Origin of the sequence: Oscillatoria salina IIICB1 (genome assembly GCF_020144665.1) — a bacterium.
Classification (GTDB): domain Bacteria; phylum Cyanobacteriota; class Cyanobacteriia; order Cyanobacteriales; family SIO1D9; genus IIICB1.
On the sequence record NZ_JAAHBQ010000010.1, the window covers coordinates 61,531 to 86,133 of the forward strand.

The window sequence follows — 24,603 nt, forward strand, 5'->3', positions numbered from 1 at the left end:
CTAAGTTTAAAAAGGAAGTTCTGCGATTGTTTCACTATCAACTATTATATATCCCCATTGGGGATTTTCAGCAATTTGTTTGGCAACTATTTGGCGACCTAAAGGAGTTTTGTAAGCTTTTTGGAGAGATTCTAGACTGGGAATCTCTGGTTGTTTAGTAACTTTTATATCGGGAGGTGATGTTTCTGGAAGCGCGGCAGATTGGGACTCAGAGAGGGAATGCTGGGAGTCAATTGCAGCTAATTTCTTCATCACACTCTCTTTGGTAACTTCAGAGTTGGCTGTGAATGAAGGTGGAAGATATGGATTGGATACTCCCATTTTTTTCGCTTGCATTGCTTCTTCAGCAAGGCGATCGCATTTCCGCAAAAAACCTGACCACAAATCTTGTCCTAAAACAGGATTTCTTAAGTCAGACCGCGCTTTAGAAACTGCTGCTTCTAATGGTTCTCCTTTGTGGATATAATATTGAATTCTTTCTTCTTCAAAGGCTGGATAAGGTATTCCTGGTTCTATTTCCCAATCTCGCTGGATTTTCTCGCTTTCTCCTAAGTTTTTACCTTGAATGAAATCATCCCATAAAGGCGATTTAATTCCTTTAGTCATGCTGTCGATAACTTTGAAAACGCAGCCAGAAGGATTATTAAGTCCCTTTTCTTTGAAGTATTCGAGTAAAGCTGCTTGAAAAGCTTCAAATTGTTCTTGCGTTTCCCAAGGTCCGCTAAACTGATAGTGAGGTGAAACTTGGACAGAAATGGGTTGACGAGAGTTACCAAAGTATTTATCAGTTTTAACTTTTTTGACTCTAGAATTAGGCTGAAATGTATCTTTCACTACTTCTACAGGTTGAGTTTTTGCGGTAGAATGAGACTGATTGATAGAAGAATTTTTTTCTATGTCAAGAGTAGAATTACTTAAATTATTTTTAACAGAATCTTGGTTAAATAATAACTTAGAAAAACTGGTAAATCTTTGTTCGAGAGCGTCCAAATCTAGGTAAAATTCCAGTGAATCGTTGGTAGTAGTAATTGAACGCTCCTTGAGTAGCGATCGCTGACGCAGTTGTTGACGAGCAAATTCTTGTTCCCGTCGCGAAAGTCCGGTTTCCATTTCAATTTCTTGGGAGGAAAAACTCAGCCATTCCTCAGTTTGATTTTCAAATAACTGCTGATTTATCAAATAAGCTAAAAAAATTGCTGCACTCGCGCCACCAGTAACTTTCGCTAACTTAGGATAGTAAACTACGGGAATGCCTAAATTTTGCCACAATTGTCTTAATTTCATGGTTGAGGGTTGGTGATTGGGGATTGGTGACTGGGGATTGGGGATTGGGGGACAAGGGAGAGGGGGAAGAGGGGGAAGAGGGGGAAGAGGGGGAGGATAAACTGGTAACTGATAACTGATAACTGATAACTGGTAACTGATAACTGGTAACTGATAACTGATAACTGATAACTGATAACTGGACATTTGCCAGTTACTTAAGCTAAAGTGGTAATGAGTTTGAATTAGTTAAACAAGTCGCGGCGGTTCCTTCGACTCTCCAAAGTTTTAAGCAAAAAGTATTCAAGTCGCCAAAATAGGAGGCTTGAGTGCGATCGCGGAAAATAGGAGAAAAGGAACAAATCATGAGTAATGTAAAAAATAACCAAACAGCCTCAACTATGCAAGATCGAGGGGCATTCAACAAACCAATTAGCTCATTAGAAGACGCTCTCAATCGGTGTCAAGAGCTTGGGATGCGTGTAAGTCGCCAACGTCGTTATATACTCGAACTGTTGTGGGAAGTACAAGAACACCTTTCAGCGAGGGAGATATACGATCGCTTAAATCAACGAGGTAAAGATATCGGTCACACTTCGGTATATCAAAATTTAGAGGCGCTCTCAAGTCAAGGAATTATTGAAAGTGTGGAGCGTTGTGATGGGAGGTTGTATGGTAACATTAGCGATTCCCACAGCCACGTGAATTGTTTGGATACTAACCAAATTATAGATGTTTACGTGGAACTGCCGAAAGATCTGCTCGAGGAAATCGAGGAGAGGACAGGAGTAAAAATCGTTGATTATCGGATTGATTTTTACGGAAGGAAAAAGGAAGGCTAAGGAAATAATCTTGGCGATCGCTCTTTGCTCTTTTTGATCTTGGCGATCGCTCTTTGATCTTAAGGGGGATAATCTTGGTGGGGTGGGTCGGGTGCGGCGATTGTCTCGTCTTGGCTATTTACCGGGGAGTGAGGTGCAAAGGGCGAGTAGCTCTGTTGCTGTTGAGGAGGATAATCTTGGTGAGGTGGGTTGGGTGCGGCGATTGTCTCGTCTTGGCTATTTGCCTGAGAGTGACGAGAAAAGGTTTCATCCCAGGCGTTAGGTAAGATAGGTTCTCCTTCCACGCTTTCAATTTGGGCGGCAAAGTAGGTTTCGCTGAGTTGATTTTGTTGTGGGCTTTGAGGGCGTACGCTGAGGGCTAGAGTTTGACAATGGCGATCGAATTCTGCTAAGGAGAAGAATGCTCCGCTTGCTTGGGCGAGGTTTTTTGTTTGCTGGTCTAACTGGGTTCGATCTAAGCAGGCGTTTTTCAGGTTGGCACCAGAGAGGTTGGCACCAGAGAGGTTGGCACCAGAGAGGTTGGCACCAGAGAGGTTCGCTTGAATGAGGTTAGCGTTTTTCAGATTGGCGTCAATGAGAGTTGCCCAAGATAAGTTGGCACGTTCGAGATTAGCCGCTACTAGGTTGATTCCGATTAGTTCAGCACCAGAAAGGTTGGCATCAGAGAGGTTGGCACCAGAGAGATTTGCTTGACTCAAACAAACACTGACGAGCTGTAGTTGATTTAAATGGTTGCGGGTTTGGCTGAGGAAGCAGGTGGGGGAGAGAACGGCAGTACGAGCAATAGCGTTCAGGAGGCGGTCGGGGTCGAAGTCTTGGAGGCGGTCGGGGGTTCCGCAAGGATAGAAAGGGATTTGGGCAGCTTTGGCGGTTAAACAAAGGAGTAAGAAGACATTTACTCCCACGGCGGCATCGATTTGGAGGGTGTTGAGTGGGTTGGTTTTTGTTTGGAGGTGGGTATAAGTGGAGGTAACGATACCTTCGTCGAGCCAGCGACTGCGACTATGGGCGCGATAAAAGGTGAGTAGGCGTTGAAAAAGGGTGGAGAAGGAGAAGGTGCGGGGGTTGCGCTGTTGTTGGAGTTGCAGTCGTTCGAGGATTAGTTCTGCTATTTCGGGGGAGAGGGGTCCGTATCCAAAGAGGCGATAAAGCTGTTCGGCTAGGGTTTGTTCGGAGGGGATGAGATATTTAATTTCGCCATAGCGGTTCTGAGTTTTTTGGGTGAGGGTTTGAAGTTGTTGGGCGAGGTGTTCGGCGGCGAGATATTCGCCAAGGCTGCGATGGGTGAAGCCGATTTGTAAAAGTTTGGGGGTTTGGTTCTGGTGGGGTGTGAGCTGGAAGAGGAGGGCAGGAAGGGGAGGGCGAGCGATCGCTGGCTCGGCGGAGTTGGGTTGGAGGGTTAGTTTCCATTTTCCAGTTTGGAGAATGGAGAGGGCTAATTCTTGCATTGAGGTACGCAGTTGCGATGGTTGTCTTTGGGCGAGGAGGTTAGCGATCGCTTCAGCGCTGCGATAAGCATGGGCTTGTCCTTGAAAGCCTCGTTCGGGTAGGAGGTTGCCTTTGTTTTCTCCTAGGAGCCATTGGAGAATTCGGTTGTAGATTGTGAATTTAAGCTCGGACGAAGGTTGTTCGCGGGGGAAGTCTGTTAACCAACCGTCTCGATGAAGGATTCCTAAGAGATAAAGGAATAGAGGCTGACGGATACAGTGAGATAATTGTTTGAATTTAAGCGGCTGTTTCTGAAATAGTCCTTGTTGTTTGAGGAAGGAGAAATAGGCTTGGGCGATCGATTTTGATTGTAGTTTAGTCCAGTGGGTAAACCACTGTCGCCATTGTTCTTGTTCCATTGAGGCGAGCTCAATTGCTGCTAGTTGAGTCGAGAGCGGCAAGTGAGTGTGGAGATGATATTTTCTGGTCAGGTTGAAGAGGGTACGTAGGATAAGGTCGGCGCTGCGATCGCGACAGGTCAAGATAATTTTATGGGGTAAGGGGGTTTGACTGTTCAAACAGCGAGCGCGAAAATGGACGATTTGGTCGAGAAATTCTAAGAGGTGACGAGTTGTTTGAGGGGAACGAGGTAGTTCGTCTAAGCCATCGAGAATCAGGAGACAAGGGGGTGCTTGGGGGGAAAGCCAACCGTCGCTGTCGCTAAAATGCGCTCTAGGTAGGGCAGAGTCTAAGGTTTCTTCAAAAGTGTCGCTGAGGGTGACGTCTCGGAGGGGAATGAAGAGGGGCATCCAATCAGGATAAAGCTTTTCAGCGATTTGAGCTGCCCAGATTTGACAAAAGCTAGTTTTGCCACTGCCTGGTTCCCCGAAGATGACAGCAATGGTTTGGGTGTCTTGGAGTTGAGAATTTGCCCAGTCGCTCAGGTTGACTGTGTTTTGGGTGTCTTGGGTAGATTCTGGTTTTTGGGGCAGGGGTGCTTCTAAGGGGATACCTTTGAGGGGGACGTAGATGTCCTGGAGGGAAAAGTTTTCTCCGAGGAGGGGTTGGCTGAGAGTTTTGAGTAGATTTGCCCGATATTCTTCGCGGGGTAAGTTAATTTCTATTTCGCACAGTCGGTTGTTGTTTTGGGAGTTAGAGGCAGTAGTTTGTGGAGTATTGCTGGCGATACCGAGACGGACGAATTTTTGCAGTTGGGCTAGGGGTAGGGGGTTTTGGGCGATCGCGGCGAGTAGGTAGCCGGGAAGCCCGTTAACTAAACGTTGCACGAGAAGCTTGGCTTGGGTTTCTTCGGCTCCGTTGGCGACTAACCAAGCAAGGCAGAGTTTGTTCATTTGCTGGACGAGGAGGGAAGATTCTATTAAGGAAAGGGCTTGTTCTGCTTGGGTGTCGCTGAGACGTCCGGGACGTAGGGTTGCTAATAGTCCTTGTAATTCAGCGTCGAGTAAGGGTTGTGCCAGGTCTTTGTCTGCGTCTTTTAAGATAATTGCGCGATTTAACCAAGGTCTTGTTACTTGTAGTTCTTGTTCTAAAATACCGATTAGGGCGTTGAGATATGCTACCTGAAATGTTAGCCAGGTTCCCTCAGAGCGCTTGAGAGATTTTTTCCGACTGAGGAGACGAAGCAGCCCCACAGTCAAGTTAGCAATGGGCTGGGCGAGGCGCCAGCTAGCGTGCAGGGGTAGTTCGAGGACGTCGGTTAAAGAACAAATATCGAAGGGAGTTAAACTTTTCAACTCCATATCTTGGGCAATGCGAAAAGCAACGCCAAATACCTCAGAACCGAGATGTTCTAACTGTGTAAGTTCTATGTGGCGATCTTCTAGCCACTGCCGAATGTTCAGGCTCATGCCAACTCGCTCGCAAAAAATCTCCTACTACTTAACCCTATACAATTAGCTGTATTCAACTCAGAATACAAAATACAGAGTTGCTTAACTTTGACAGTTGCTGTGTTCTTCGACCTCCTCTAGGTGTAAATTGAACCTGAAATACTCAGGTATGTTGGTAAGGTTTCTGAAACCGATCGTTTTTGATAACTCCGCCAAATACCCACGATAAGATAAACTACAACTTTACTTGAGAACTTCTTCTGTGGTCAAAAAACAATCACCTCGATCTAACCGTAAAAGTTCCCCAAGCAAAAATAAACGAAGGGGAAGTAAAGTTATCCGACTTGCTCGTTCCGATAGTGCTAGCTTAGGTTTTGAATATACCGAACCTTGGCATTGGCAATTATCCCACAAGAGTGAAATAGGTCGTCGCTTTCGACGGTTAATGCCTTTGTGGTTGAATACACTGCTGATTTTAGGGGGAAGTTTAGGCATTGGCGCTTTATGGTTAGCGAAATTGCCACCAGCACCAAACTGCCAAAACTTGTCACCGATGGCTGCTGATAGCGAGCAAATGTACTGCGCTCAGTTAGCCGCAGAGTCAGGAAATTTAGAGCAATTACTCGCAGCGATCGCTTTAGTTGAAAGTTGGCAACCGAGTCATCCCCTTTATGCCGAAGCCGAGCGACTGTTGAAACAATGGTCCGAAGGTGTACTTAACATTGCCTTAGAGCGCGTTAATCAAGGCGATCTCGAAGCTGGAACCCGCATTGCTAATCAAATTCCTAAGACTAGTCCAATCTATTTGGAAGCACAGACAGCGATCGCTTTGTGGTCGAGTGAATGGTACAAGGGGGAGGAAATAACAACTCAATTTGAATCGGCTCTGGCTGCCCAAAATTGGCAATTGGCGAGGATCTTGTCTGCTGAATTAGAGCGCTTCAAACTTAAGTATTTTAACTCGACGATCGACGAACAGTTCAGGCAACGCCTGAGAAAGGAAATCGAAGCGATCGAAAAGTTGGACTCGGCTCGAGAGATTGCTAAGGTAAATACACCCCAAGCTTTAGAGCAGGCGATCGCGATTACTGCCCAAATTGATTCTAATACCTATGTTGCGCTTCGGGGTCGCGAGGAGCAATATCGCTGGAGTAGGATTTTGTTACAAATTGCTGCCCAAAAGCTCGAAAATCAGGATTTTACTGGGGTTATTCAGCTAGCTAAAAAAGTTAGATCCGATTCGCCTTTGTTTGGCGAAGCCCAAGATTGGATTACACTGGGACAAGCTAGTCAATCAGCCAAATCTAAGCAGATGTTGGGTTTATTTGATGCGATCGCCAGCGTAAATCGGATTTCTCCTGATAGTCGGATTTACCCAGTTGCTCAAGAAAAGGCATCGCTTTGGATCTCGCTGCTTGAAGACCAACTGCAACTACAATTTGCTCGTACTACTGCGAGTATAGGGCATAAGTTGACTTTGGAACTGGCAATGGAACAAGCTGCGATGATTCAAATTGGTCGTCCTCAACGCGTTGAAGCTCAAACTTGGATTGCAATGTGGCGACAACAAGTGCAACTGCTCCAAGACCAATCTATCTTAGCCACAGCAAAACAGGTAGCCGCAGCAGGTAATCTTGAGTCTTTACAAGCAGCAGTCACGGCGGCTTCTCAAGTTCCTTTGGGAAGTCCTCTGAGGGTTGAAGCTCAAACCTATATCGCTCAATGGAATAAGCAAGTTCAAATTCTCGAAGATCGACCCCTGCTTGACTTAGCTAGGGATTTTGCTCAACGAGGAGATTTGGTCGCGGCGATTCAAACTGCTAGAAAGATTGGTAGCGATCGCGTCCTCTATCCAGAGGCAGAAAAAGAACTGCGTCTTTGGCTTGCTCAAAAGCAAACTGCTCGCGCTCGCGAAATTCTCACTTTAGCTCAAAGTCTAGCAGAACAAGGATTTTTTGAGTCAGCAATTACTACTGCTAGCGAAATTCAACCCAATAGTCAACTTTACCCAGAAGCAACGGCAGCGATCGCTACTTGGCGTTCCCAATTAAAATAAGTTTCGTAATTGTTAATTATTGCTCGTTACTTGTTAAGCATTTGTCAATAAATGACAAAGAATAAATTATCAATGACAGAGGACAAAATCAAATTAATTATCGTCGATGACGATCCCATATTTCGTTTGGGTTTAACAACTGCTTTGTCAGCTTTTGATGACTTAGAAATTAGTTCTGTTGTCGCACAAGCTACCGAGGCAGTTGCTAGCCTCTCTGCTTTATCTCCAGAAAATTTCCCCGATGTAGCAATTTTAGAGCTAACTAATTTTAGTTTTCTCTCGGAAAACGAGCGGGAGCTATCCCTATTTGAGCAACTTAAAAATGCCTATCCGAATTTGCCATTTTTGTTACTTTCCTCAACCGGAGATTCTCAATTAATAGCTGTTGCTAGAGAGCAGGGAGTCAAGGGTTATTGTCCCAAAGGAACAGACATTTCAGTGCTAGTGGAAGCAATTCGCCAATTAGCAGCAGGACAAAGTTTTTGGACGGAATTAGAACCTACTTCAATTGCCCGCAGTGCTAGTTATTCTCCCCCAAAAAACTCGGCAGAAAAAACAGCCCAACCATCAAAATTTAACTTGCTTTCCGGTCGAGAAAATAAATCTTCTCTTTGGGAAGAAAAGGAATTTGAAGTGCTGAAACCTCTCCCACCTCCTAAATGGCTTTATAACCTTCGTAAAGAAGGACTAAAAGAAATTGAAACTAATTTATTGCGGGTAAGAGCGAAAACCCAAAACCCGAAACTATCTTTGTTAGATGCTGTTTTTTGGCAAGGACGCAAACGAGAATTAATTGTCGCTCGTTGGTTGGTAAATCAGCTTTTACCCGTAGAAGTAATTCTCGAACCGGAAACTGAGGAAAAATCGCGCAAAAGAAGTTCTCTTCCTATTAGAGAAAGTGAAAAAAATCAAGGAGGAGAATTGCTGGCTAATTCTTTAAGTTCTTATTTTTCTATGGCGAGAACTACTCAAGAATCAGCGCTCAACCAATTGTGGGAAAATTGCTTGAGGAAAATTAATTTAGGAGTAGAAAATCATACCAATGTTCCCCTGGAAATTGACATTTTACAACCAAAAAAACAACAAGAATTGCTTTATTTAATTATCCAAACTTTAAGCAAATTAATCGAAGAATCTCAATTTCTTGAAATCCCCCCAGAAAAATTATCCGCACGGATACCATTAATTTTGCGCGAAATTTGGCAAACCTCAACAATTGATTTTTTTAGTCGTTACTATTTATTGCCCGGAGAATCTCGCGAATATAAAATAGTGGATATCGTGGTTAAAAATGCCTCAATTATCTCTAGAGATCTTCTCGAAAAAATCCCTTTAACTATTGACTTATTTTCCTATTTATTGTATGAAAGCCCTTTAGTTATCGATCGCGTTGCTTATCGCAGTTCCTCACCAGAAGCAATGGCACGAGGAGAAATATTATTAGAAAATCTAATCATTCAAGTAGCAAACGCAGTCATGCAAGTGCTATTAAACTACTATGCCGAATTAGAAACGATTAAACTAAGTTTATATCGACGAAAATTTTTCTCCTCCCGCGCGATCGCCCAATTTCGCAACAACTTATCTTGGCGATATCGCATCGAACAATTATTTGAAGAACCCCAAGCAATTTTTGAAAGTAAGTATCGCTTATTCGTGCTGAATAACAATCATATCCAAAAAATTTACATCTATTCCCCTCGCAAAGACGAACTCGAACAACTAACAGGACTACGTTGGGCAGTTACAATCGCCTTAGAAGCCCGCGACGCGATCGCCCCCCGTCTGCGTAAAGTTCTCGGTTTTGTCGGTGGTGGAGTAGTTTACCTCCTCACTCAAGTCATCGGTAGAGGCATCGGCTTAATCGGTCGCGGTATCATTGAAGGTATTGGTAATTCTTTACAGAAGTGATTGGGGAGGAGGGGACTGGGTAACTGGGTAACTGGGAAGAGGGTAACTGGGTAACTGGGAAGAGGGGGGAAGACTTGGGAGACTTGGGAGACTTGGAGGAATTAGAAGATAAACTGATAACTGAACCTAATCCCCAATCCCCAATCCCCAATCCCTAGTCTCAACTGATAGTTAAACTAGAATTAAGACTTCTTAACTGGAAATCAAAACCATTGAGTTAAGCAGAGCAATAACTTTAGATTATTTTCATATGAAAACATGGATGAAGCCGCAGCCAAGCGGTGACGAGCAAAACCAGCATTCGAGTAAAAAATCTGCATCCCGATATCTGGGACAACTTGCAGCAGGTTGGATGATTTTTCAAACCGTCTTGCTATCTACTCCTGTGGTAGCTCAACAACAAGATCCTCTTACTTATCGGGAACTGTTGCAAAAAATTCAAGCAGGTGAAGTAACAAAAGTAGAAATCGATCCAGCCCAAGGAGTAGCTAAAGTAGAGCTAGAAAATGGCGACCCCTCAGATACACCGCTAGAAGTGAAATTGCTCGATCAGTATCCAGAGCTAACCCAGACAATCAGAGCATACAATAATGAAAACGAGGAAAATATTGTCAAATTTGATGTTAAGCCGACAGCAGATAGTTCGGCAGTTTTAGGACTTGCAGCTAATTTACTTTTACTATTGGTGTTACTAGCAGGATTAATCGCGATCCTGCGTCGTTCGGCGGCTTCTTCTGGTCAAGCGTTAAACTTTGGTAAGTCACGGGCGCGATTTCAGATGGAAGCGAAAACAGGCATCAAATTTAATGATGTTGCTGGAATCGATGAAGCGAAAGAAGAATTACAAGAAGTAGTAACTTTCCTCAAGGAAACCGAACGTTTTACCGCGATCGGCGCTCGTATCCCGAAGGGTGTATTATTGATTGGACCGCCGGGAACTGGTAAAACTTTGTTAGCGAAGGCTGTGGCTGGGGAAGCAGGTGTTCCTTTTTTCAGCATCTCTGGTTCGGAGTTTGTGGAGATGTTTGTCGGGGTGGGTGCATCGAGGGTGCGGGATTTATTCCGCAAGGCGAAGGAAAATGCGCCCTGTTTAATTTTTATCGATGAAATTGACGCAGTTGGTCGTCAGCGTGGTGCGGGTATTGGCGGCGGGAATGACGAACGCGAGCAAACCTTAAACCAATTATTGACGGAAATGGATGGTTTTGAGGGTAATACTGGGGTTATCGTGATTGCTGCGACGAACCGCCCTGACGTTTTGGATACAGCTTTGCTGCGACCAGGAAGATTTGACCGTCAGGTAATGGTAGACTTACCAAGTTATAACGGTCGTTTGGGAATTTTACAAGTCCACAGTCAGAATAAAAAGTTGTCGTCAGAAGTTGAGTTAGAAGCGATCGCCAAACGCACTCCTGGTTTCTCTGGGGCAGATTTGGCGAATTTACTCAATGAAGCGGCGATTTTAACAGCCAGACGGCGTAAAGAAGCGATTACACCTTTAGAAATAGACGACGCGATCGATCGCATTACGATTGGGATGACGAAAAATCCACTTCTGGATAGTAAGAAAAAGCGCATTATTGCTTATCACGAGGTGGGACACGCTTTGTTGATGACGTTGCTAGAACATTCCGATCCCTTGAACAAAGTAACGATTATTCCTCGTTCTGGTGGTATTGGTGGTTTCGCCCAACAGGTGTTTAATGAAGAAATGATCGATAGCGGACTTTACAGTCGAGCTTGGATTGTCGATCGCTTGACGATTACTTTAGGTGGTAGAGCCGCAGAAGAAGAAATTTTCGGTCATGATGAAGTGACGCAGGGAGCGAGTAACGATATTCGCTACGTTGCGGATGTAGCTAGAGAAATGGTTACTCGTTACGGAATGTCCGATCTCGGACCGATCGCTCTAGAAAATCCTGATAATGAAGTATTTCTCGGTGGTGGTGTCGAAAGACGCGAATATTCTGAAGAAGTAGCGATGAAAATTGACCAGCAAGTGCGCGCGATCGCTTTCCGTTGCTATGAAAATGCTCGTCGCTTGATTCGCGATCGTCGTGTTTTGGTAGACCATTTGGTTGATGTTTTGTTGGAAAAGGAAACTCTCGATGGTGATGAGTTCCGCAAAATTGTTGCTCAATACACCGATTTACCTGAAAAGCAAAAGCAACTGGTTCTTTCTAAGTCTTAGGGACTGGGTTCAGTGAACAGTTATCACCTTACCAGTTATCACCTTACCAGTTATCAGTGAACAGTTACCAGTTATCAGTAAACAGTTAGCACCTTACCAGTTTATCTCCCAATTCCTCCTTGTCCTCCCCCTCTTCCTTGTCTCCCTTGTCTCCCCCCTCCTCCAATTCCTCCTTGTTTCCAATCTCTACTCTCTACTGATAACTGATAACTGCTCACTGAAAACCCCAATCACCAGTCCCCTCCTCCCCAATACCCAATCACGAACTAGCGTACATTTTCCGTAGTACTTCGCCGGGATCGACATAATTAGAGCCATATTTGATTCCCCAGTGCAAATGAGGTCCGGTAGTGCTTCCAGTCATTCCTACACGACCAATTCTAGCGGCGGTGGGTACTACTTGTCCTTGTTGAAGAATAATCCCACCTTCACGATCGACTAAATAGCGATCGCTACCTTTATTTTCAACATGACCTTGCAAATGACAGTAAATATGTCTCCACTGTCCTGATTGAATCGCGATCGAAGTACCGCAAGCAGTACCATCGGAAAGATTGACAATTTTCCCTCCCCACCAAGCTCGCACATAACTTCCTACTGGTGCAGCGATATCTAAACCGCGATGAAATTCCCAATTGGAGGGGTTGGAGGGAGAGCGACGATAACCGAAACCAGAAGTATAAGCTTGAAAATTTTCCACAGGAAAAGAAGCACTTCGCCAGTTGCTAGCTATTTCTACGGGCGAACTATTAACTGGTTGAAAAGCATCACCCAGTAACATTAAAGCTACTAAGCTGACCATTACTAACAGTAAGGCAGGCATTTTACCTACTTTTGACAAAAAACGATTCCGAACAGGCTGACGATGCCTTCTACGACCTTTCCGTGCCGATACCTGCTGCATAATTTCATTCCTCTAGAGTCTCGAATGTTCGCTTTTTTAACAGACATGATTTTCTTGACTGGTAGAAGATATTAGTTGATTCTTTCCTAGTCAGACCACATCTCTAGATGGATTTTAACGGGAATTTCGACAACAAACTCTGTTCCTTTACCAAGCTCGGAAATACAGTAGATTTTACCATGATGCTTTTCAATAATTTGATAACTAATTGATAAGCCCAAACCAGTTCCCTTACCAATTGGTTTAGTAGTATAGAACGGCTCGAATAATTTTTGTTGCACTTCCTTGGTAATACCCACACCGTTGTCGATAATCGAGATTTTTATCCAACCAGAGGCTAAATGCTGGGTGCGAATGGTAATTTGTGGTGGTAAAGATAAGTTAGAATCTCGATCTTTAACTTCTCGCAGCGTATCAATAGCATTCACTAAAAGGTTCATGAATACTTGATTCAACTGACTTGCAAAACACTCTACTAAAGGTAATTCGCCATACTCTTTGATAACTTCAATTGCCGGTTGAGAGCTAATAGGTTTGAAGCGATGTTGCAAAATCAATAAGGTACTATCAATACCTTCGTGAATGTTTACAGATTTAACTTCAGCTTCATCGAGGCGAGAAAAATTCCGTAGCGATCGCACAATTTCTCTAATTCTGTCTGCTCCTAGTTGCAGAGAAGAAAGAACTTTCGGTAAATCTTCCTTAAGAAACTCTAAGTCAGCAAGTTCTAATTGTGCTTTTAACTCTGGAGGAGGTTCTGGGAAATGTTGCTGATAAAAATTCAGTAATTCTAGCAAAGTTTGAGTATAGTCACTAATGTGAGTGCAATTGCCATAGATAAAATTAACTGGGTTATTAATTTCATGGGCAACTCCTGCCACCAATTGTCCTAAACTGGACATTTTTTCGCTATGAATTAAATGGGTTTGGGTTTCTTGAAGATGTGCGAGTGTTTGAGCGAGTTGTTGTGCTTGTGCTTGAACCTGTTCGATATACTGGGATTGCTGAACGGCAACACCTAACTGTGTAGCAATTTGAGTAACAAATTCGACTTCCGAACTTTTCCACTGACGGGGATTTTCATGTTGATAAATAGCGAGTAATCCCCATAAAGTATTGCCAATAAAAATCGGAGTAATTATAAAAGCTTTAACCTGATATTGTGCTAAAATTTCTACATGACAAGTAGAAAGTCCAGATTGATAAATATCGTTACTGACAAAGGTTTCATTATGACGATACCGTCCTCCTTGGGTTGCTTGTAAATAAGAATCGTTCCAGACACTTCGAGTTGCCAGAGTGGTATCTGCCCATTCTTGACGAACAGAACCTAGATGAGCGATAAACTCACCACCCCAATCTTCATCGAAGCGATAAATAGCTATGCGATCGACATCGAGCAGTAAACGTAACTCCTGCGTCGTCGTGCGAAAAATTGTTTCGCTATCGAGCGAGCGCTGAATTTTTGCGAAAATTCCGGTCATCGTTTTCTGTTGTTCTGCCAACCTTTGCAATTCAATTGTTGACTTCTGCAACTGCTGATTCGACTGTTGCAATTGAGTAGTACGAACTTGTACCTGTTGTTCTAAGTTAAGATTGAGTGTCTGTACCTGCTGGTAAAGCCGATACTGTTTTACTGCTGTGGAAAAGCGATCGCCCAAGGCTTTAGCTAGTCGAATCTCTCCCTCTGTCCACTTTTGGGCTTGTCCAGTTTTTAATTCTCGCCATGCTTCAAAGGACTGTCGAGGCATTAGTTGTTTGGTATCGGTCTGATAATAACCCGCCCAAACTAACTCCCGCTCGATTTCATCGCGAAAAATTGTCAGACAACCAAGAATTTCTTCGGCGTATCGTAGTGGGACAACGAACAAACTACGAATGCGAGTGCACTGAAAGCAAGGAACTAAGGTATGAAAAAGTGGTTCTTTATAGAGATCCTCAATTGCCCAGATGTGAGCATCTAAACTGGATACTTTCGGAATTTCAGGCGCGGAAGTAAGATAATTTTGCCAGAGAAAACTTTCTTCGAGAGGTCTACCTCGATCGGCTTCTGGTTGCTCGCCACAGGTATATAATTCTACTGACTGATTCGCCTTTCCCCCACCAAGATAAACTCTACCGCCAGACCCCTGAAATACTGACACTATTTCCTTTAAGGCTTCTTGTATCTGTACCGTAGGACTTGTATAAAGTATTGCCGTAACTCGGTTGATGTTAGCTTCTTGATTAGCTTGTTCTCGAACGCGGTCAAGTAAAATGGATTGCGCGATCGCGATCGAAACTCGATCGACTACCGATTGAATAAACTCTAACTCTTGTTCGCTTACCTGTCGCGTTTCGGAATGGTGGGAGACTAATAAACCCCATAATTGGTCTGAGTAACGCCGAGAGGGTAAATTATTTTTCCTCAGTTGCTGATTTTCGATGACGATGGGAACAACCACTGAAGATTTGACGCCCATAGCCGTCAAATATTTTACATGACAAGGATCGACTGATCGATAGCTAATTTTTTTCTGTCTGAGGGGTTTTCCTGTCTCCGGACAGTCAAGGGGGTCGGTCCCAATTTGAGCTAAACTAAGATCCACAACCGAGCGTTGACGCGATCGCACAAATAATTCTCGTGCGTAGAGAGGAATATCCTCAGCCGGAAAGTGCAGTCCGAGCAAAGATGGAAGGCGACTTTCGGATCTTGATTCAGCAATAACCAATCCATGACCATCAGGCTGAAACTGATAAATTTTGACGCGATCTGTACCCAAAAAAGAACGGACTTCGGCAACCGTTGCCGACAGAATTTCTTGCAGTTCTAAGGATTGACGAATTCTGTTGGTAATTCTATTTAATAAAACCTCCCTAGTTAAACCTGACTGAGGTTCTGAGGGATTCTGGGGATGATTACTATTTTCTGCCGAAACCATAAAACTTTTTCAGGAGCGATGCTTTGTTTAAATTGTATCCGCTACATTTAGGGATATAAGAAATCAGTAATTTTCAGCAACATTTTTGCTGTCATACTGACTATCTTCTGTATCTAGTTTTCCCTTCAACGCACGAAAAATCATCTTCCTATTCGTGAAGATGGCTAGGTATCTAATTGGGGATTGGTTACTCAGTTATCAGTTTATCCTTCTGGTCTCTCAATTCCCCTAAGTCTCCCCTCTCCTCAGTAACTGGTAAGCTGAAAACCCCAGTTCCCAATCACTCACGATTTTTGCGTCGGGAGATAGCGCTCAACCAAATTGCGCCAATCAGACTCATCAATTTCTTGGAGAACCTGTTGATTAAGAGTCTCGTACAACTCACTACCTTCTGGAAGTGCGAAGCTATATCGACGCGATCGAACATCTGTCAATTGGACTTGCAAAATTCGTTGCAAAGAGTGACGATTAAGGTAGCGTAGCGGAGCAGCACTGTAGACAAATAAATCGAGATCGCCTTTTTTAACAGCTTGCAAACCTTCAAGTGGTGCGGAAAATGACTGAAATTGAATACCTTCTTTTTCCAGATAAGTAGCGCTTTCAGAACCAGGGATACTACCTACCTCCAACTGGAACAATTCTTGAGGAAATTGAACAGTTTGCAGTGGTGAATTCACAGCTAAAACAGATGTAATCGAAGCGGTGAGACTAGCAGTAATACCCATTGCGATTAACATCCAAATTAAAGCCAAAATTCGTCCCCCAATAGTTTTCGGTGCTTTATCTCCATAACCAATTGTGGTCATCGTCACCCCAGCCCACCAAAAACCCGTCCAAATACCCTGTGCGGGATGTTTTTCAAATTGGTCATTTTGGTTGCGTTCAAACGCCCAAACCAGTATACCAAGAATAATAAAAATTATTGAGAGCCAGAAAGTAATTCGTAAAAAATTCGGCGAAATCACCGCTTTGACAATCTGAAAAAAACTACGCTGGGGACGTTGAGCAACGCCAATGGATGTAGTGTAGTAGCTATGAGTAAAATCAACACGATCTTCATCAGTGGATTTAGCGATCGCCGCGATCGCTAAATCCACTGTACCATCTTCCACCCTAGCGATCGCCTCACTTTGTTTAATCTCTTTCCATTCGTAGTCAATGTCAAGATTCCTCGATATTTCCTGCCACAAATCTACAGCAATTCCATCCCAATCATTACCTCTTTTAATTGTCAAAGGAGCAGCTCGATAAATTCCCACGAGCAAAGATGAACTTTCCGAAGCATTTGACTCACTAGTTGAACTTTCATCAACTACTTCCGGCGTAGAATTTGGTGTTGGTTGTGCTTGAATAGCTATTAAAGGATCGAAGAGCAATTTTGCCCCCACAATCAAACAAAATGTTACGAGAAATCTCCACATCCATCGCCAGCTAATCATCAGATAAATTTTTAACTAAACTACATCTGCATCATGTTCAACCATGACACATTCCCCACATTCATCCAAATTTAGCCACTTGTTGACTTTGAGCGCGTCTATCACAAGAAAGATTCAACCCCAGATTAGCGATCGCCAATTAGATATCTATTAAATTTGGCAAATTTTCTCTTGCCTTTCTCCAACTCCTAATTCTCACTCCCTGCCAGTCATCGCTCCACCATCAAGACAATTATTCCTCATTTTTTTCTAATTTTTAGCAGATATTTTCTTTAAAGATTGAGACAATTTTTTGCGCTCTTTCGCCGTCAACTCCACAGATTTATCCGCAGCTTTATTGGGGTTATCATTTAGTAATTGTACATTTTGCTTCACTTCTTCAGGAGTAGCATTAGGAGCATTAACTGCTGTATTAATTGGCTCTAATCTTTGCGCCGTCAAAACTTGCTGTTCTAACTCTTCAGTAGAAGAAACTAAACTACTCAAGCCATTGACTAACTTATTTAAATTATTGCGAAAACTCGGATCGCCAGTCAACTCATCAAGATCGGAAGTAATTTTTTGCACATTTTCAAAAGTTACCCTTGCCGAATCAAGAGTTCTTTGTAAAGTTAGCAGATAAGTTGGTTCATTGAAACTAGCAGAAATTTCTCGTAAATTTGCCGAAGCTTCCGCAGCATTTGCAGTTAAAGTTTCTAAATTACGCACTACTTGTACAGTATCCGCAGCATCAAGCGTAGAACTAAATTTATTTACTGTAGGAGTTAAGCTACTTACTAACTGACTTAACTCATTACTGGTATCGCTAATACTATTTAAAGTTCCGACAAGCTCGCCCCTATTTTCTAATACCAAACTATTAACATTAGTAGCAAGTTCGTTTAATTGAGCAGCAGCAACGCTATATTGTTCGGCAGTGCGACCAATTTGATTAGCCGTTTGACCAAATTGATTAGCAGTAACTTCAGCCGTCCGAGCAATGCGGTCTATTGATTGAGATAATTGGTTAGAAGTAGTATTTGCCGAACGAGAAAGTTCGCCTACTGCTTGATTAACTTGACTAGCAGTAACATCGGCTGTTTGTGTCAGTCGATCTACTGCTCTCGTTACTTCATTAGAAGTTTGATTTGCTGCTTGAGAAACTGAAGCTGCTGCACCAGAAAAAGTTTGGACTTCTTGACGCACTGAAGTAGACAATTGAGTTAATTCATTACTAAGTTTAGCTACCTCAGCAGCAGCAATACTAGCATTTTGCGCCGCAGCATTAATATTTTGAAAAAATTGCGGATCGGCATAAACTTCAGCAATGCGGCTAGTGTTATAAAGTAACTCCTCAAAACTAGCACCAACCTCACCTTGTACCCGCTCATTTTCGCAAATAATTAGAGAAGATTTACATTCAGAATCTGTAGGATTTACCGCTAAAGCTTGGTCAGAAAGAGACTCTTGGGGAATAATATCAATCGAAGTTTCACCAATTAATCCCGATTGATTGGCAAAAATTTGTACTTCGTCGGGAATACGCAATGATGGTTCTTCAATTTCGACAGTCACATCGACACCATTAGCATTAGGTTCGATGTTAGTAATTTTACCAACATCAACACCACGATAACGAACTGGTGCGCCAACTTGCATTTTATTAGCATTAGCAAATTCAATAATGATTTGATAACCTTTTTTGCCAAATTCTATTCCCCGCAACCAAAAAACAATTCCAGCTAATAAAGCTAGCCCGAATAATATTAATAAACCAACAGAACCTTCTCGAATTGTCCGCGAGCGCATCTTCGTTTCCTCACCTAGCTTGTTGTTGTCACCTGAATCACTAGCTTAGTCGATTACCTTAATCGGTCCGCTAACGCTAGCACTAAAAAATTGTCGCACTAATGGATTATCTGTAGTATCGATTTCCTCTACCTTTCCCTCCCACTGGATTTTTCCCCGGTACAAAAATAAAATTCGGTCGGCGGTACGGCGAATGGTACTGTCTTGGTGACTTACCATCACGTAAGTGCCGCAAACTCCCTGTTGTGATTGTAACTCGCGGACTAAATCTTCGATGACAGTAGAGGCGATCGGATCTAGTCCGGCGGTGGGTTCGTCGTATAAAATTACATCAGGATTGTCTTTAGGATTATCAGGATTAGACATAATTGCTCTAGCAAAACTGACTCGCTTACGCATTCCTCCTGAAAGCTGTGCGGGATATTTATCGGCAACACCCTTTAAGCCAACCATTTCTAATTTTTCTTCAACTAATTGACGAATTTTTGGGTGGGCTAATTTCGAGTGTTGGTAAAGTAAAAAACCCACGTTTTCATCTACAGTTAAAGAATCAAATAAAGCTGCTTGCTGAAATACCATCCCAATCCCAATAGGATCGGTGCGATCTTCGATTAATCCTTGACGAAGTTCCCCTTTAACGTAGACTTCACCTGCATCTTGGGGTAATAAACCTGCTACAATTCGCAGAATTGTTGATTTTCCCGTACCTGAAGGACCGATAATTACCAGGGCTTCACCGGGATGAATTTTCAGGTCAATTTCATCGAGAATGGTATTTTGACCAAAAGTTTTACTGATTCCTTTGAGTTCAATTAGGGGTTCACCTTTCATACTTGTATCTTCTATCCCTTTCTCTATAAACTTTTAGACTTCTGTTTATTTGTAGTAGCGCTATTTCCCTCATTTATGAGTGACATCCCTCATCTTATAATCTGCACCGCCTAACTTAGGGAAATTTTTGATAACCGATCGCGCTGTTCGCTGACCACTGAACCCAGTCCCCACTACACGGTAAAATTCCCTAGAGTGTCAAGGATATTAACAAGCGTTATGGCGAATGAATCTCTAATTCCAGTGGTTGTCAATGGTGCTGGTGGTAAAATGGGTCGTGAGGTAATCAAAGCGGTTGCCGAAGCGGAAGATACGATCTTGTTGGGTGCAGTGGACCGCAACCAGAAATATATCGGTGCAGATGCTGGGGAAGTTGCTGGTTGCGGTGCGCTAGAAGTACCGATTCTCAATGATTTAGAAAGTGTTTTGGTGTTAGCGACGCAAGAAAAAATTCAGGGTGTGATGGTAGATTTTACTCATCCTGATAGTGTCTATGATAATGTGCGGAGCGCGATCGCCTATGGTGTCCGTCCGGTTGTGGGAACGACGGGATTAAGTGCTGAGCAAATTCAAGAATTGGCTGAGTTTGCTGATAAAGCTAGCACTGGTGCTTTAATTATCCCTAATTTCTCGATTGGCATGGTTTTGCTACAACAAGCTGCATTGCAAGCTTCGCAATATTTTGACCATGTGGAAATTATCGAATTGCATCATAACCAAAAAGCCGATGCACCAAGCGGTACAGCGATTAAAACCGCCGAAATGCTAGCAGAAATGGGCAAAACTTACAACCCTAAATCGGTAGAAGAAAGTGAAAAAATTGCTGGTTCGAGAGGCGGACTTGCACCAGAGAACATTCGCATTCACAGCGTGCGTTTACCTGGTTTAATTGCTCATCAAGAAGTAATTTTCGGAGCGCCAGGACAAATTTACACCTTACGCCATGATACCAGCGATCGCGCTTGTTATATGCCCGGAGTTCTCCTCGCAATTCGGAAAGTCACCGAACTCAAAAACTTGGTTTATGGTTTGGAACAGATTCTTAAATAGTCTGCTGTAAGCCTTTACTGGTAAGGTTTTTAATTTTTCTGCTGACTCAACAAGGCTATTCCACTCAATCATCACTCATTCAACCTTTCATGTTACAGATGTAGCATCAGGTGTGACACAAAATCATGATGAGTGATGTCACTCATTTTACCTTGACCCTTAGTAGGTTAGAAAATTTATAGACTGTAATTGAGGTTTACGCTATTTATATTTTACAGGATTACAGTTTTATTTCTCTCGGTATTGTTTTTCTAGTTCGTAGCGCTGTAGTTGTAGTTGTAGGCGTTCGACTTCTGTTTTGTAACGTGTTCATTACAATATTGAGACAAGATATTGTAACCCTATAGTAAGTAAAACCTAACCAAGGACAAAAATTATGCTATTTTCCCTATCCCGCGAGAAATTTGAAGAGATTGTACCTTTAATTGCCACCGGACCGCAATACGTTTACTATTGGGGTAAAGTGCGCGACATCCTCAGACGAGTGCTAATTTCCGTCGTTGGAGTCGTTGTAGTTTTGCTATTGGGAAACTTATTTGGTGAAGGAGTAGGCGCGATCGTCCTTTTACTCGGAGTAATTGCTGGTTTATACTGGTTTTGGTCGCCAATCTACGTCGCTAGTAGACGCAATGCCGAATACCGTCGCTATCAGTACAGTGGTTTCTTGCGGGGTCGGGTATTAGATGTTTTTGTCAGCGAAGAATCTCTCGGTGAAGAAGAAACAGTTAATAAACGAGGTGAATTAGTCATTGTTGAGAATTTAGAGCGACGGATTAATCTAGAAATAGGCGATGAAACAGGCTTTAGAACCTTCGTTCAAGCACCACTACGCCGCATTCATAAATCCATTAAACCAGGTCAAGTCGCCGAATTATTAGTCCTTTCTAATGTACCCGATCTTAGTCGCATCGATCGCGTAACCGACGCATACTTACCCAGTAATAACCTTTGGGTAGGCGAATATCCCGTACTAAGGCGAGATATTTTTGCCTTACTTAGCTCTCAAATCGGCTATGACGACCCTTATTCTCGTCGAAGCGATCGTCGTCCTAATTATCCCACTCCTCGCCGACGTTAGCAAGTAGTAAACATCGGATAATTTACTTACGCAACTGATAAAATAAAGCTACAAAATTCATTGACAGCGAATTAGTCAAAATGAAAATAAGATAAATACTTGACAAATTTAGTAATATACCATTTTTGGGGGGAGACTGAATGAATTTTTCAATGGGAGGGAAGAAAAATGATTAATGAAAAGCGTTTAATTCTTCATAGAGTTTGCCAAGCATAAAGGCAATTCAATGAAATTATTAATGAGTTGATTGGTTGATCGTTGGAACTAACTAATTTAAGTATTCTCTTACTCAAAAATAGGTTTACCGATGACTATTCGCAACGCTCTTAGATCGGATTTGCCTAAAATTGTCAATATCTATAATACAGCAATTCCCGATCGCATGGCAACGGCTGACACAGAACCAATTTCACTTGAAAGTCGTTTAGAATGGTTTTGGCAGCATAACCAGGAAAGGCGACCTTTGTGGGTATTTGAGAAACAGAAAACAATTGCAGGTTGGCTATCATTTCAATCTTTCTATGGACGACCAGCTTATCGCGCTACAGCAGAACTAAGTATTTATATTTCCCCAGATTTTCAGCGTCAAGGTATTGGTAAACAATTACTTCAAAAAGCTATTCACAAAAGCCCCAGTTTAGACATAAAAACTCTTTTGGCATTTATCTTTGCACATAATCAACCTAGTTTACAACTATTCAAAAAATTTGGTTTCACTGAATGGGGATATTTTCCTAAAGTTGCTGAACTCGATCGGATCGAGCGAGATTTGGCTATTTTAGGATTAAGATTAGAAAAAGATTCTCCCCAGTCTTACTTTTGAAAGGCTGAACTAGAAGTTATCTTAACTATCTTTAAATCTGCAAACATTCTTTTTAGTCTGCTAAAATGAGAGCATGACTGAGAAATCAACAAGAAAAAAATAGATAAATCTGGTAATTTACTCAAGCACTTTTGTAGAAAGAATAATGATTATCAACCCTTGCGAGTTACCTTCCAAATGTCACTTACGACCAGCGCATCACCAAGACAAATGGCAGCTTCAAAAATTAATTTGGGAATTTAGCTTAACTGAAGCTTGGGAGTTAGATTTAAGAATAATTTTTTACCGATTTTTTCTTGTTGTTTTACTCTTGAGATCGGCATCCATTCTGACTGCAAATTTTCCCAGTCACGTGAAAATTATCGAGACAATTATGAAAATCTTGATTTTTTATAATTTATTTTATTTATTTTGGTTTGTCTTATTTCTTTTTTTAGGAACCTGGATTAATTGGTCTAACTACTGGGTAGTTGAATGTCAAAATCAAATTGTAGCCTGTGCTTTATTAAACTGTTACCCAAGCAACTCGGAACTCGCTTATTTATACGTTAAACCAGCATGGCGACAACAAAATTTAGCTACTTGTTTAATTCAGCGTATTGTGCGGGAGGCTCCAAAACCTTTATATTTAGTATGTAAGCCAAAGCTGGTAAATTTTTATGCTCGACAAGGCTTTGTCAAAGTTATTTGGCGAGATTTATCGCCATTAGTAAAAGCCAAGTTTAGTATCTTTCAGCCCCATCCTAAATTGTGGGGGTTTCCCCTTTTAATGATGGAATATCAAAAGCGATCATAAGTTGACAAATTTAACTAAACCTGATTAATTTAATATTTAATCATTTTAGTAAAGTTCACCATACTGACACATTTTCTGTCGTATTAACTGTTTTTGAGATGGTTATATTTGTTGCGCTACAAATGACTATAATATCTTTTGCATATCGTGGTACATAAGATAAAATATTTTATATATCATGTTAAGTGTGTCTATAATAATGCTTCAGACATAATTTAACTCTCACGGAAGAAGATCGTTATGATCGATTTTGATAATCGTGTTGTCTTGCTCACTGGGGCAGCGCAGGGTTTGGGTCTGGCCTACGCGCGAACCATCGCCGAACGCGGCGGCACCGTGTTACTTCAGGATATCGGAGCCGATCGTGACGGAAAAGGAGAAGACCTGGAGCTGGTCCATCGCACAAGTGAAAGCCTGAGCGCGGATGGACTAAGTGCCACGGCTCTTACAGGGCGCATAGAAACGAAAGAACAATGCCGATCGTTGATTACCGAGGCGATTGACAAAGCTGGGCGACTTGATGCCATTATTCACAATGCGGGCTGGGTCGCATACCAGGAGATTGAGGTCGTAACCGAAAGCGACTTCGACCAGATGATGAATATTGCTGCTAAGGCAGGGCTTTGGCTAACGCAGGCAGCATGGCCGCATATGAAGGCGGCGAAGTTCGGGCGCATCGTGCTGACAACATCTGACCGTGCGCTTTATCCGCAGTATGTGCAGGATGGCCTTGCTTGTTATGCAGCCGCGAAAATGGCTGCTGTCGGGCTTGTTAATGTGCTTGCCTCAGAAGGACAACCGCACGGCATTATGGTGAACGCTGTTTCGCCAGTGGCTAAGACACGCATGTGGGGTGTGGAAGGTGAACCGGACGAGTTACATCCTGCCGCGGTTGCATCAGGTGTTGCCTATTTGGTATCTGAGGTCTGTCAGGCTAATGGGTGGATTCTTCGCGCCAGCAATGGACAGTTTCATGCTACTCGGCAGGTTGAGGCTGAGGATGTGGACTATCCTCGAAATCTGCGCGGGATAAACGCAGCGACGGTTGAGGACGTCGCTGCGAACTGGTCGCGTATTGCCGTTCCTACTATAGAGCCAAGATTATGAGCGCGGTGTCGGTCGCTTTCCCAAGACAGACATTCAATTATTTTTAGAAAGAAAAAATTTTTGGCTCTAGTGTTGCCAACGCTAGATAATTTTGTTATATTGGGAAAGCGGTAAAAAAATAAAAATCCAAACTGCTTCGCCGGGATAGCTCAGTTGGTAGAGCAGAGGACTGAAAATCCTCGTGTCCGCAGTTCAATTCTGCGTCTCGGCATCTATTTTTTATGCTTAAATAACCTAATTACAGGCGTTTTCAGCCGCGATCGCGCGTAAATTGCGCCTGAGTTGCGCCTGAGTTTAGTCCAAATTTACCTTCGTTTGACTATTG

At 42.7% G+C, this 24,603-nt stretch carries 16 protein-coding genes and 1 tRNA gene; 10 read left to right on the forward strand and 7 right to left on the reverse strand.

Annotation, left to right across the window (positions count from 1 at the left end):
* Nucleotides 1-6: 6 nt before the first annotated feature.
* Nucleotides 7-1,284, reverse strand: a complete 1,278-nt coding sequence (locus tag G3T18_RS03860) for a hypothetical protein (RefSeq protein WP_224409211.1) — start codon at nucleotides 1,282-1,284, stop codon at nucleotides 7-9.
* Nucleotides 1,285-1,628: 344 nt separating this feature from the next.
* On the opposite strand from G3T18_RS03860, the gene G3T18_RS03865 reads away from it, so the two are divergent.
* Nucleotides 1,629-2,105: a Fur family transcriptional regulator gene (locus G3T18_RS03865; protein ID WP_318013923.1), complete on the forward strand. Its 477-nt coding sequence runs from the start codon at nucleotides 1,629-1,631 to the stop codon at nucleotides 2,103-2,105.
* A 59-nt stretch (nucleotides 2,106-2,164) separates the two neighbouring features.
* On the opposite strand, the gene G3T18_RS03870 is transcribed toward G3T18_RS03865, so the two are convergent.
* Entirely contained in the window at nucleotides 2,165-5,401 is a 3,237-nt protein-coding gene (locus G3T18_RS03870) for a pentapeptide repeat-containing protein (RefSeq protein ID WP_224409212.1), read from the reverse strand.
* 244 nt (nucleotides 5,402-5,645) lie between these two features.
* Between G3T18_RS03870 and G3T18_RS03875 the strand changes: the two genes are divergently transcribed.
* The 3 genes from G3T18_RS03875 (at nucleotide 5,646) to ftsH (ending at nucleotide 11,541) form a co-directional block, all read left to right on the forward strand.
* Nucleotides 5,646-7,439 carry a hypothetical protein gene (locus G3T18_RS03875; RefSeq protein ID WP_224409213.1) on the forward strand — a complete coding sequence of 598 codons (1,794 nt, stop codon included), beginning with the start codon at nucleotides 5,646-5,648 and terminating at the stop codon, nucleotides 7,437-7,439.
* Nucleotides 7,440-7,511: 72 nt separating this feature from the next.
* The gene (locus G3T18_RS03880) at nucleotides 7,512-9,350 is read left to right on the forward strand and encodes a DUF3685 domain-containing protein (protein WP_224409214.1); all 1,839 of its coding nucleotides are present in this window, start codon (nucleotides 7,512-7,514) and stop codon (nucleotides 9,348-9,350) included.
* A gap of 262 nt (nucleotides 9,351-9,612) precedes the next feature.
* Nucleotides 9,613-11,541 (forward strand): ATP-dependent zinc metalloprotease FtsH, encoded by a 1,929-nt coding sequence (ftsH, locus tag G3T18_RS03885; protein WP_318013924.1) that lies wholly within the window; start codon nucleotides 9,613-9,615, stop codon nucleotides 11,539-11,541.
* Nucleotides 11,542-11,800: 259 nt separating this feature from the next.
* On the opposite strand, the gene G3T18_RS03890 is transcribed toward ftsH, so the two are convergent.
* The 5 genes from G3T18_RS03890 to G3T18_RS03910 all read right to left on the reverse strand — a co-directional run bounded on the left by G3T18_RS03890 (nucleotide 11,801) and on the right by G3T18_RS03910 (nucleotide 19,424).
* The gene (locus tag G3T18_RS03890; protein ID WP_224409215.1) at nucleotides 11,801-12,445 is read right to left on the reverse strand and encodes a M23 family metallopeptidase; all 645 of its coding nucleotides are present in this window, start codon (nucleotides 12,443-12,445) and stop codon (nucleotides 11,801-11,803) included.
* Nucleotides 12,446-12,531: 86 nt separating this feature from the next.
* Nucleotides 12,532-15,366, reverse strand: coding sequence for a GAF domain-containing protein (locus tag G3T18_RS03895; protein ID WP_224409216.1), 2,835 nt, complete (start codon nucleotides 15,364-15,366; stop codon nucleotides 12,532-12,534).
* Between the two features lie 284 nt (nucleotides 15,367-15,650).
* Entirely contained in the window at nucleotides 15,651-16,805 is a 1,155-nt protein-coding gene (locus tag G3T18_RS03900; RefSeq protein ID WP_224409217.1) for a transporter substrate-binding domain-containing protein, read from the reverse strand.
* Between the two features lie 249 nt (nucleotides 16,806-17,054).
* Nucleotides 17,055-18,593 (reverse strand): MlaD family protein, encoded by a 1,539-nt coding sequence (locus tag G3T18_RS03905; protein ID WP_224409218.1) that lies wholly within the window; start codon nucleotides 18,591-18,593, stop codon nucleotides 17,055-17,057.
* A 45-nt stretch (nucleotides 18,594-18,638) separates the two neighbouring features.
* Nucleotides 18,639-19,424: an ABC transporter ATP-binding protein gene (locus G3T18_RS03910; RefSeq protein WP_224409219.1), complete on the reverse strand. Its 786-nt coding sequence runs from the start codon at nucleotides 19,422-19,424 to the stop codon at nucleotides 18,639-18,641.
* Nucleotides 19,425-19,643: 219 nt separating this feature from the next.
* On the opposite strand from G3T18_RS03910, the gene dapB reads away from it, so the two are divergent.
* The 6 genes from dapB (at nucleotide 19,644) to G3T18_RS03940 (ending at nucleotide 24,489) form a co-directional block, all read left to right on the forward strand.
* Entirely contained in the window at nucleotides 19,644-20,474 is an 831-nt protein-coding gene (gene dapB / locus G3T18_RS03915; protein ID WP_224409220.1) for a 4-hydroxy-tetrahydrodipicolinate reductase, read from the forward strand.
* A gap of 376 nt (nucleotides 20,475-20,850) precedes the next feature.
* Nucleotides 20,851-21,552, forward strand: a complete 702-nt coding sequence (locus G3T18_RS03920) for a phosphate ABC transporter permease (protein WP_224409221.1) — start codon at nucleotides 20,851-20,853, stop codon at nucleotides 21,550-21,552.
* A gap of 307 nt (nucleotides 21,553-21,859) precedes the next feature.
* Nucleotides 21,860-22,375, forward strand: a complete 516-nt coding sequence (locus G3T18_RS03925; protein WP_224409222.1) for a GNAT family N-acetyltransferase — start codon at nucleotides 21,860-21,862, stop codon at nucleotides 22,373-22,375.
* Between the two features lie 145 nt (nucleotides 22,376-22,520).
* On the forward strand, nucleotides 22,521-23,171 hold the full coding sequence (locus G3T18_RS03930) for a GNAT family N-acetyltransferase (RefSeq protein WP_224409223.1): 651 nt from the start codon (nucleotides 22,521-22,523) through the stop codon (nucleotides 23,169-23,171).
* A 240-nt stretch (nucleotides 23,172-23,411) separates the two neighbouring features.
* Nucleotides 23,412-24,278 carry an SDR family NAD(P)-dependent oxidoreductase gene (locus G3T18_RS03935; RefSeq protein WP_224409224.1) on the forward strand — a complete coding sequence of 289 codons (867 nt, stop codon included), beginning with the start codon at nucleotides 23,412-23,414 and terminating at the stop codon, nucleotides 24,276-24,278.
* A 138-nt stretch (nucleotides 24,279-24,416) separates the two neighbouring features.
* Nucleotides 24,417-24,489 (forward strand) — tRNA-Phe (locus G3T18_RS03940).
* Nucleotides 24,490-24,603 lie beyond the last annotated feature (114 nt).

Coding starts and splice junctions, on each gene's coding strand:
- G3T18_RS03905 (WP_224409218.1), bottom strand. CDS start 18,593: ATGCGCTCGCGGACAATTCGAGAAGGTTCTGTTGGTTTATTAATATTA.
- G3T18_RS03910 (WP_224409219.1), bottom strand. CDS start 19,424: ATGAAAGGTGAACCCCTAATTGAACTCAAAGGAATCAGTAAAACTTTT.
- G3T18_RS03890 (WP_224409215.1), bottom strand. CDS start 12,445: ATGCAGCAGGTATCGGCACGGAAAGGTCGTAGAAGGCATCGTCAGCCT.
- G3T18_RS03920 (WP_224409221.1), top strand. CDS start 20,851: ATGCTATTTTCCCTATCCCGCGAGAAATTTGAAGAGATTGTACCTTTA.
- G3T18_RS03935 (WP_224409224.1), top strand. CDS start 23,412: ATGATCGATTTTGATAATCGTGTTGTCTTGCTCACTGGGGCAGCGCAG.
- G3T18_RS03880 (WP_224409214.1), top strand. CDS start 7,512: ATGACAGAGGACAAAATCAAATTAATTATCGTCGATGACGATCCCATA.
- G3T18_RS03870 (WP_224409212.1), bottom strand. CDS start 5,401: ATGAGCCTGAACATTCGGCAGTGGCTAGAAGATCGCCACATAGAACTT.
- dapB (WP_224409220.1), top strand. CDS start 19,644: ATGGCGAATGAATCTCTAATTCCAGTGGTTGTCAATGGTGCTGGTGGT.
- G3T18_RS03865 (WP_318013923.1), top strand. CDS start 1,629: ATGAGTAATGTAAAAAATAACCAAACAGCCTCAACTATGCAAGATCGA.
- G3T18_RS03900 (WP_224409217.1), bottom strand. CDS start 16,805: ATGATTAGCTGGCGATGGATGTGGAGATTTCTCGTAACATTTTGTTTG.
- G3T18_RS03895 (WP_224409216.1), bottom strand. CDS start 15,366: ATGGTTTCGGCAGAAAATAGTAATCATCCCCAGAATCCCTCAGAACCT.
- G3T18_RS03930 (WP_224409223.1), top strand. CDS start 22,521: ATGATTATCAACCCTTGCGAGTTACCTTCCAAATGTCACTTACGACCA.
- ftsH (WP_318013924.1), top strand. CDS start 9,613: ATGAAGCCGCAGCCAAGCGGTGACGAGCAAAACCAGCATTCGAGTAAA.
- G3T18_RS03925 (WP_224409222.1), top strand. CDS start 21,860: ATGACTATTCGCAACGCTCTTAGATCGGATTTGCCTAAAATTGTCAAT.
- G3T18_RS03860 (WP_224409211.1), bottom strand. CDS start 1,284: ATGAAATTAAGACAATTGTGGCAAAATTTAGGCATTCCCGTAGTTTAC.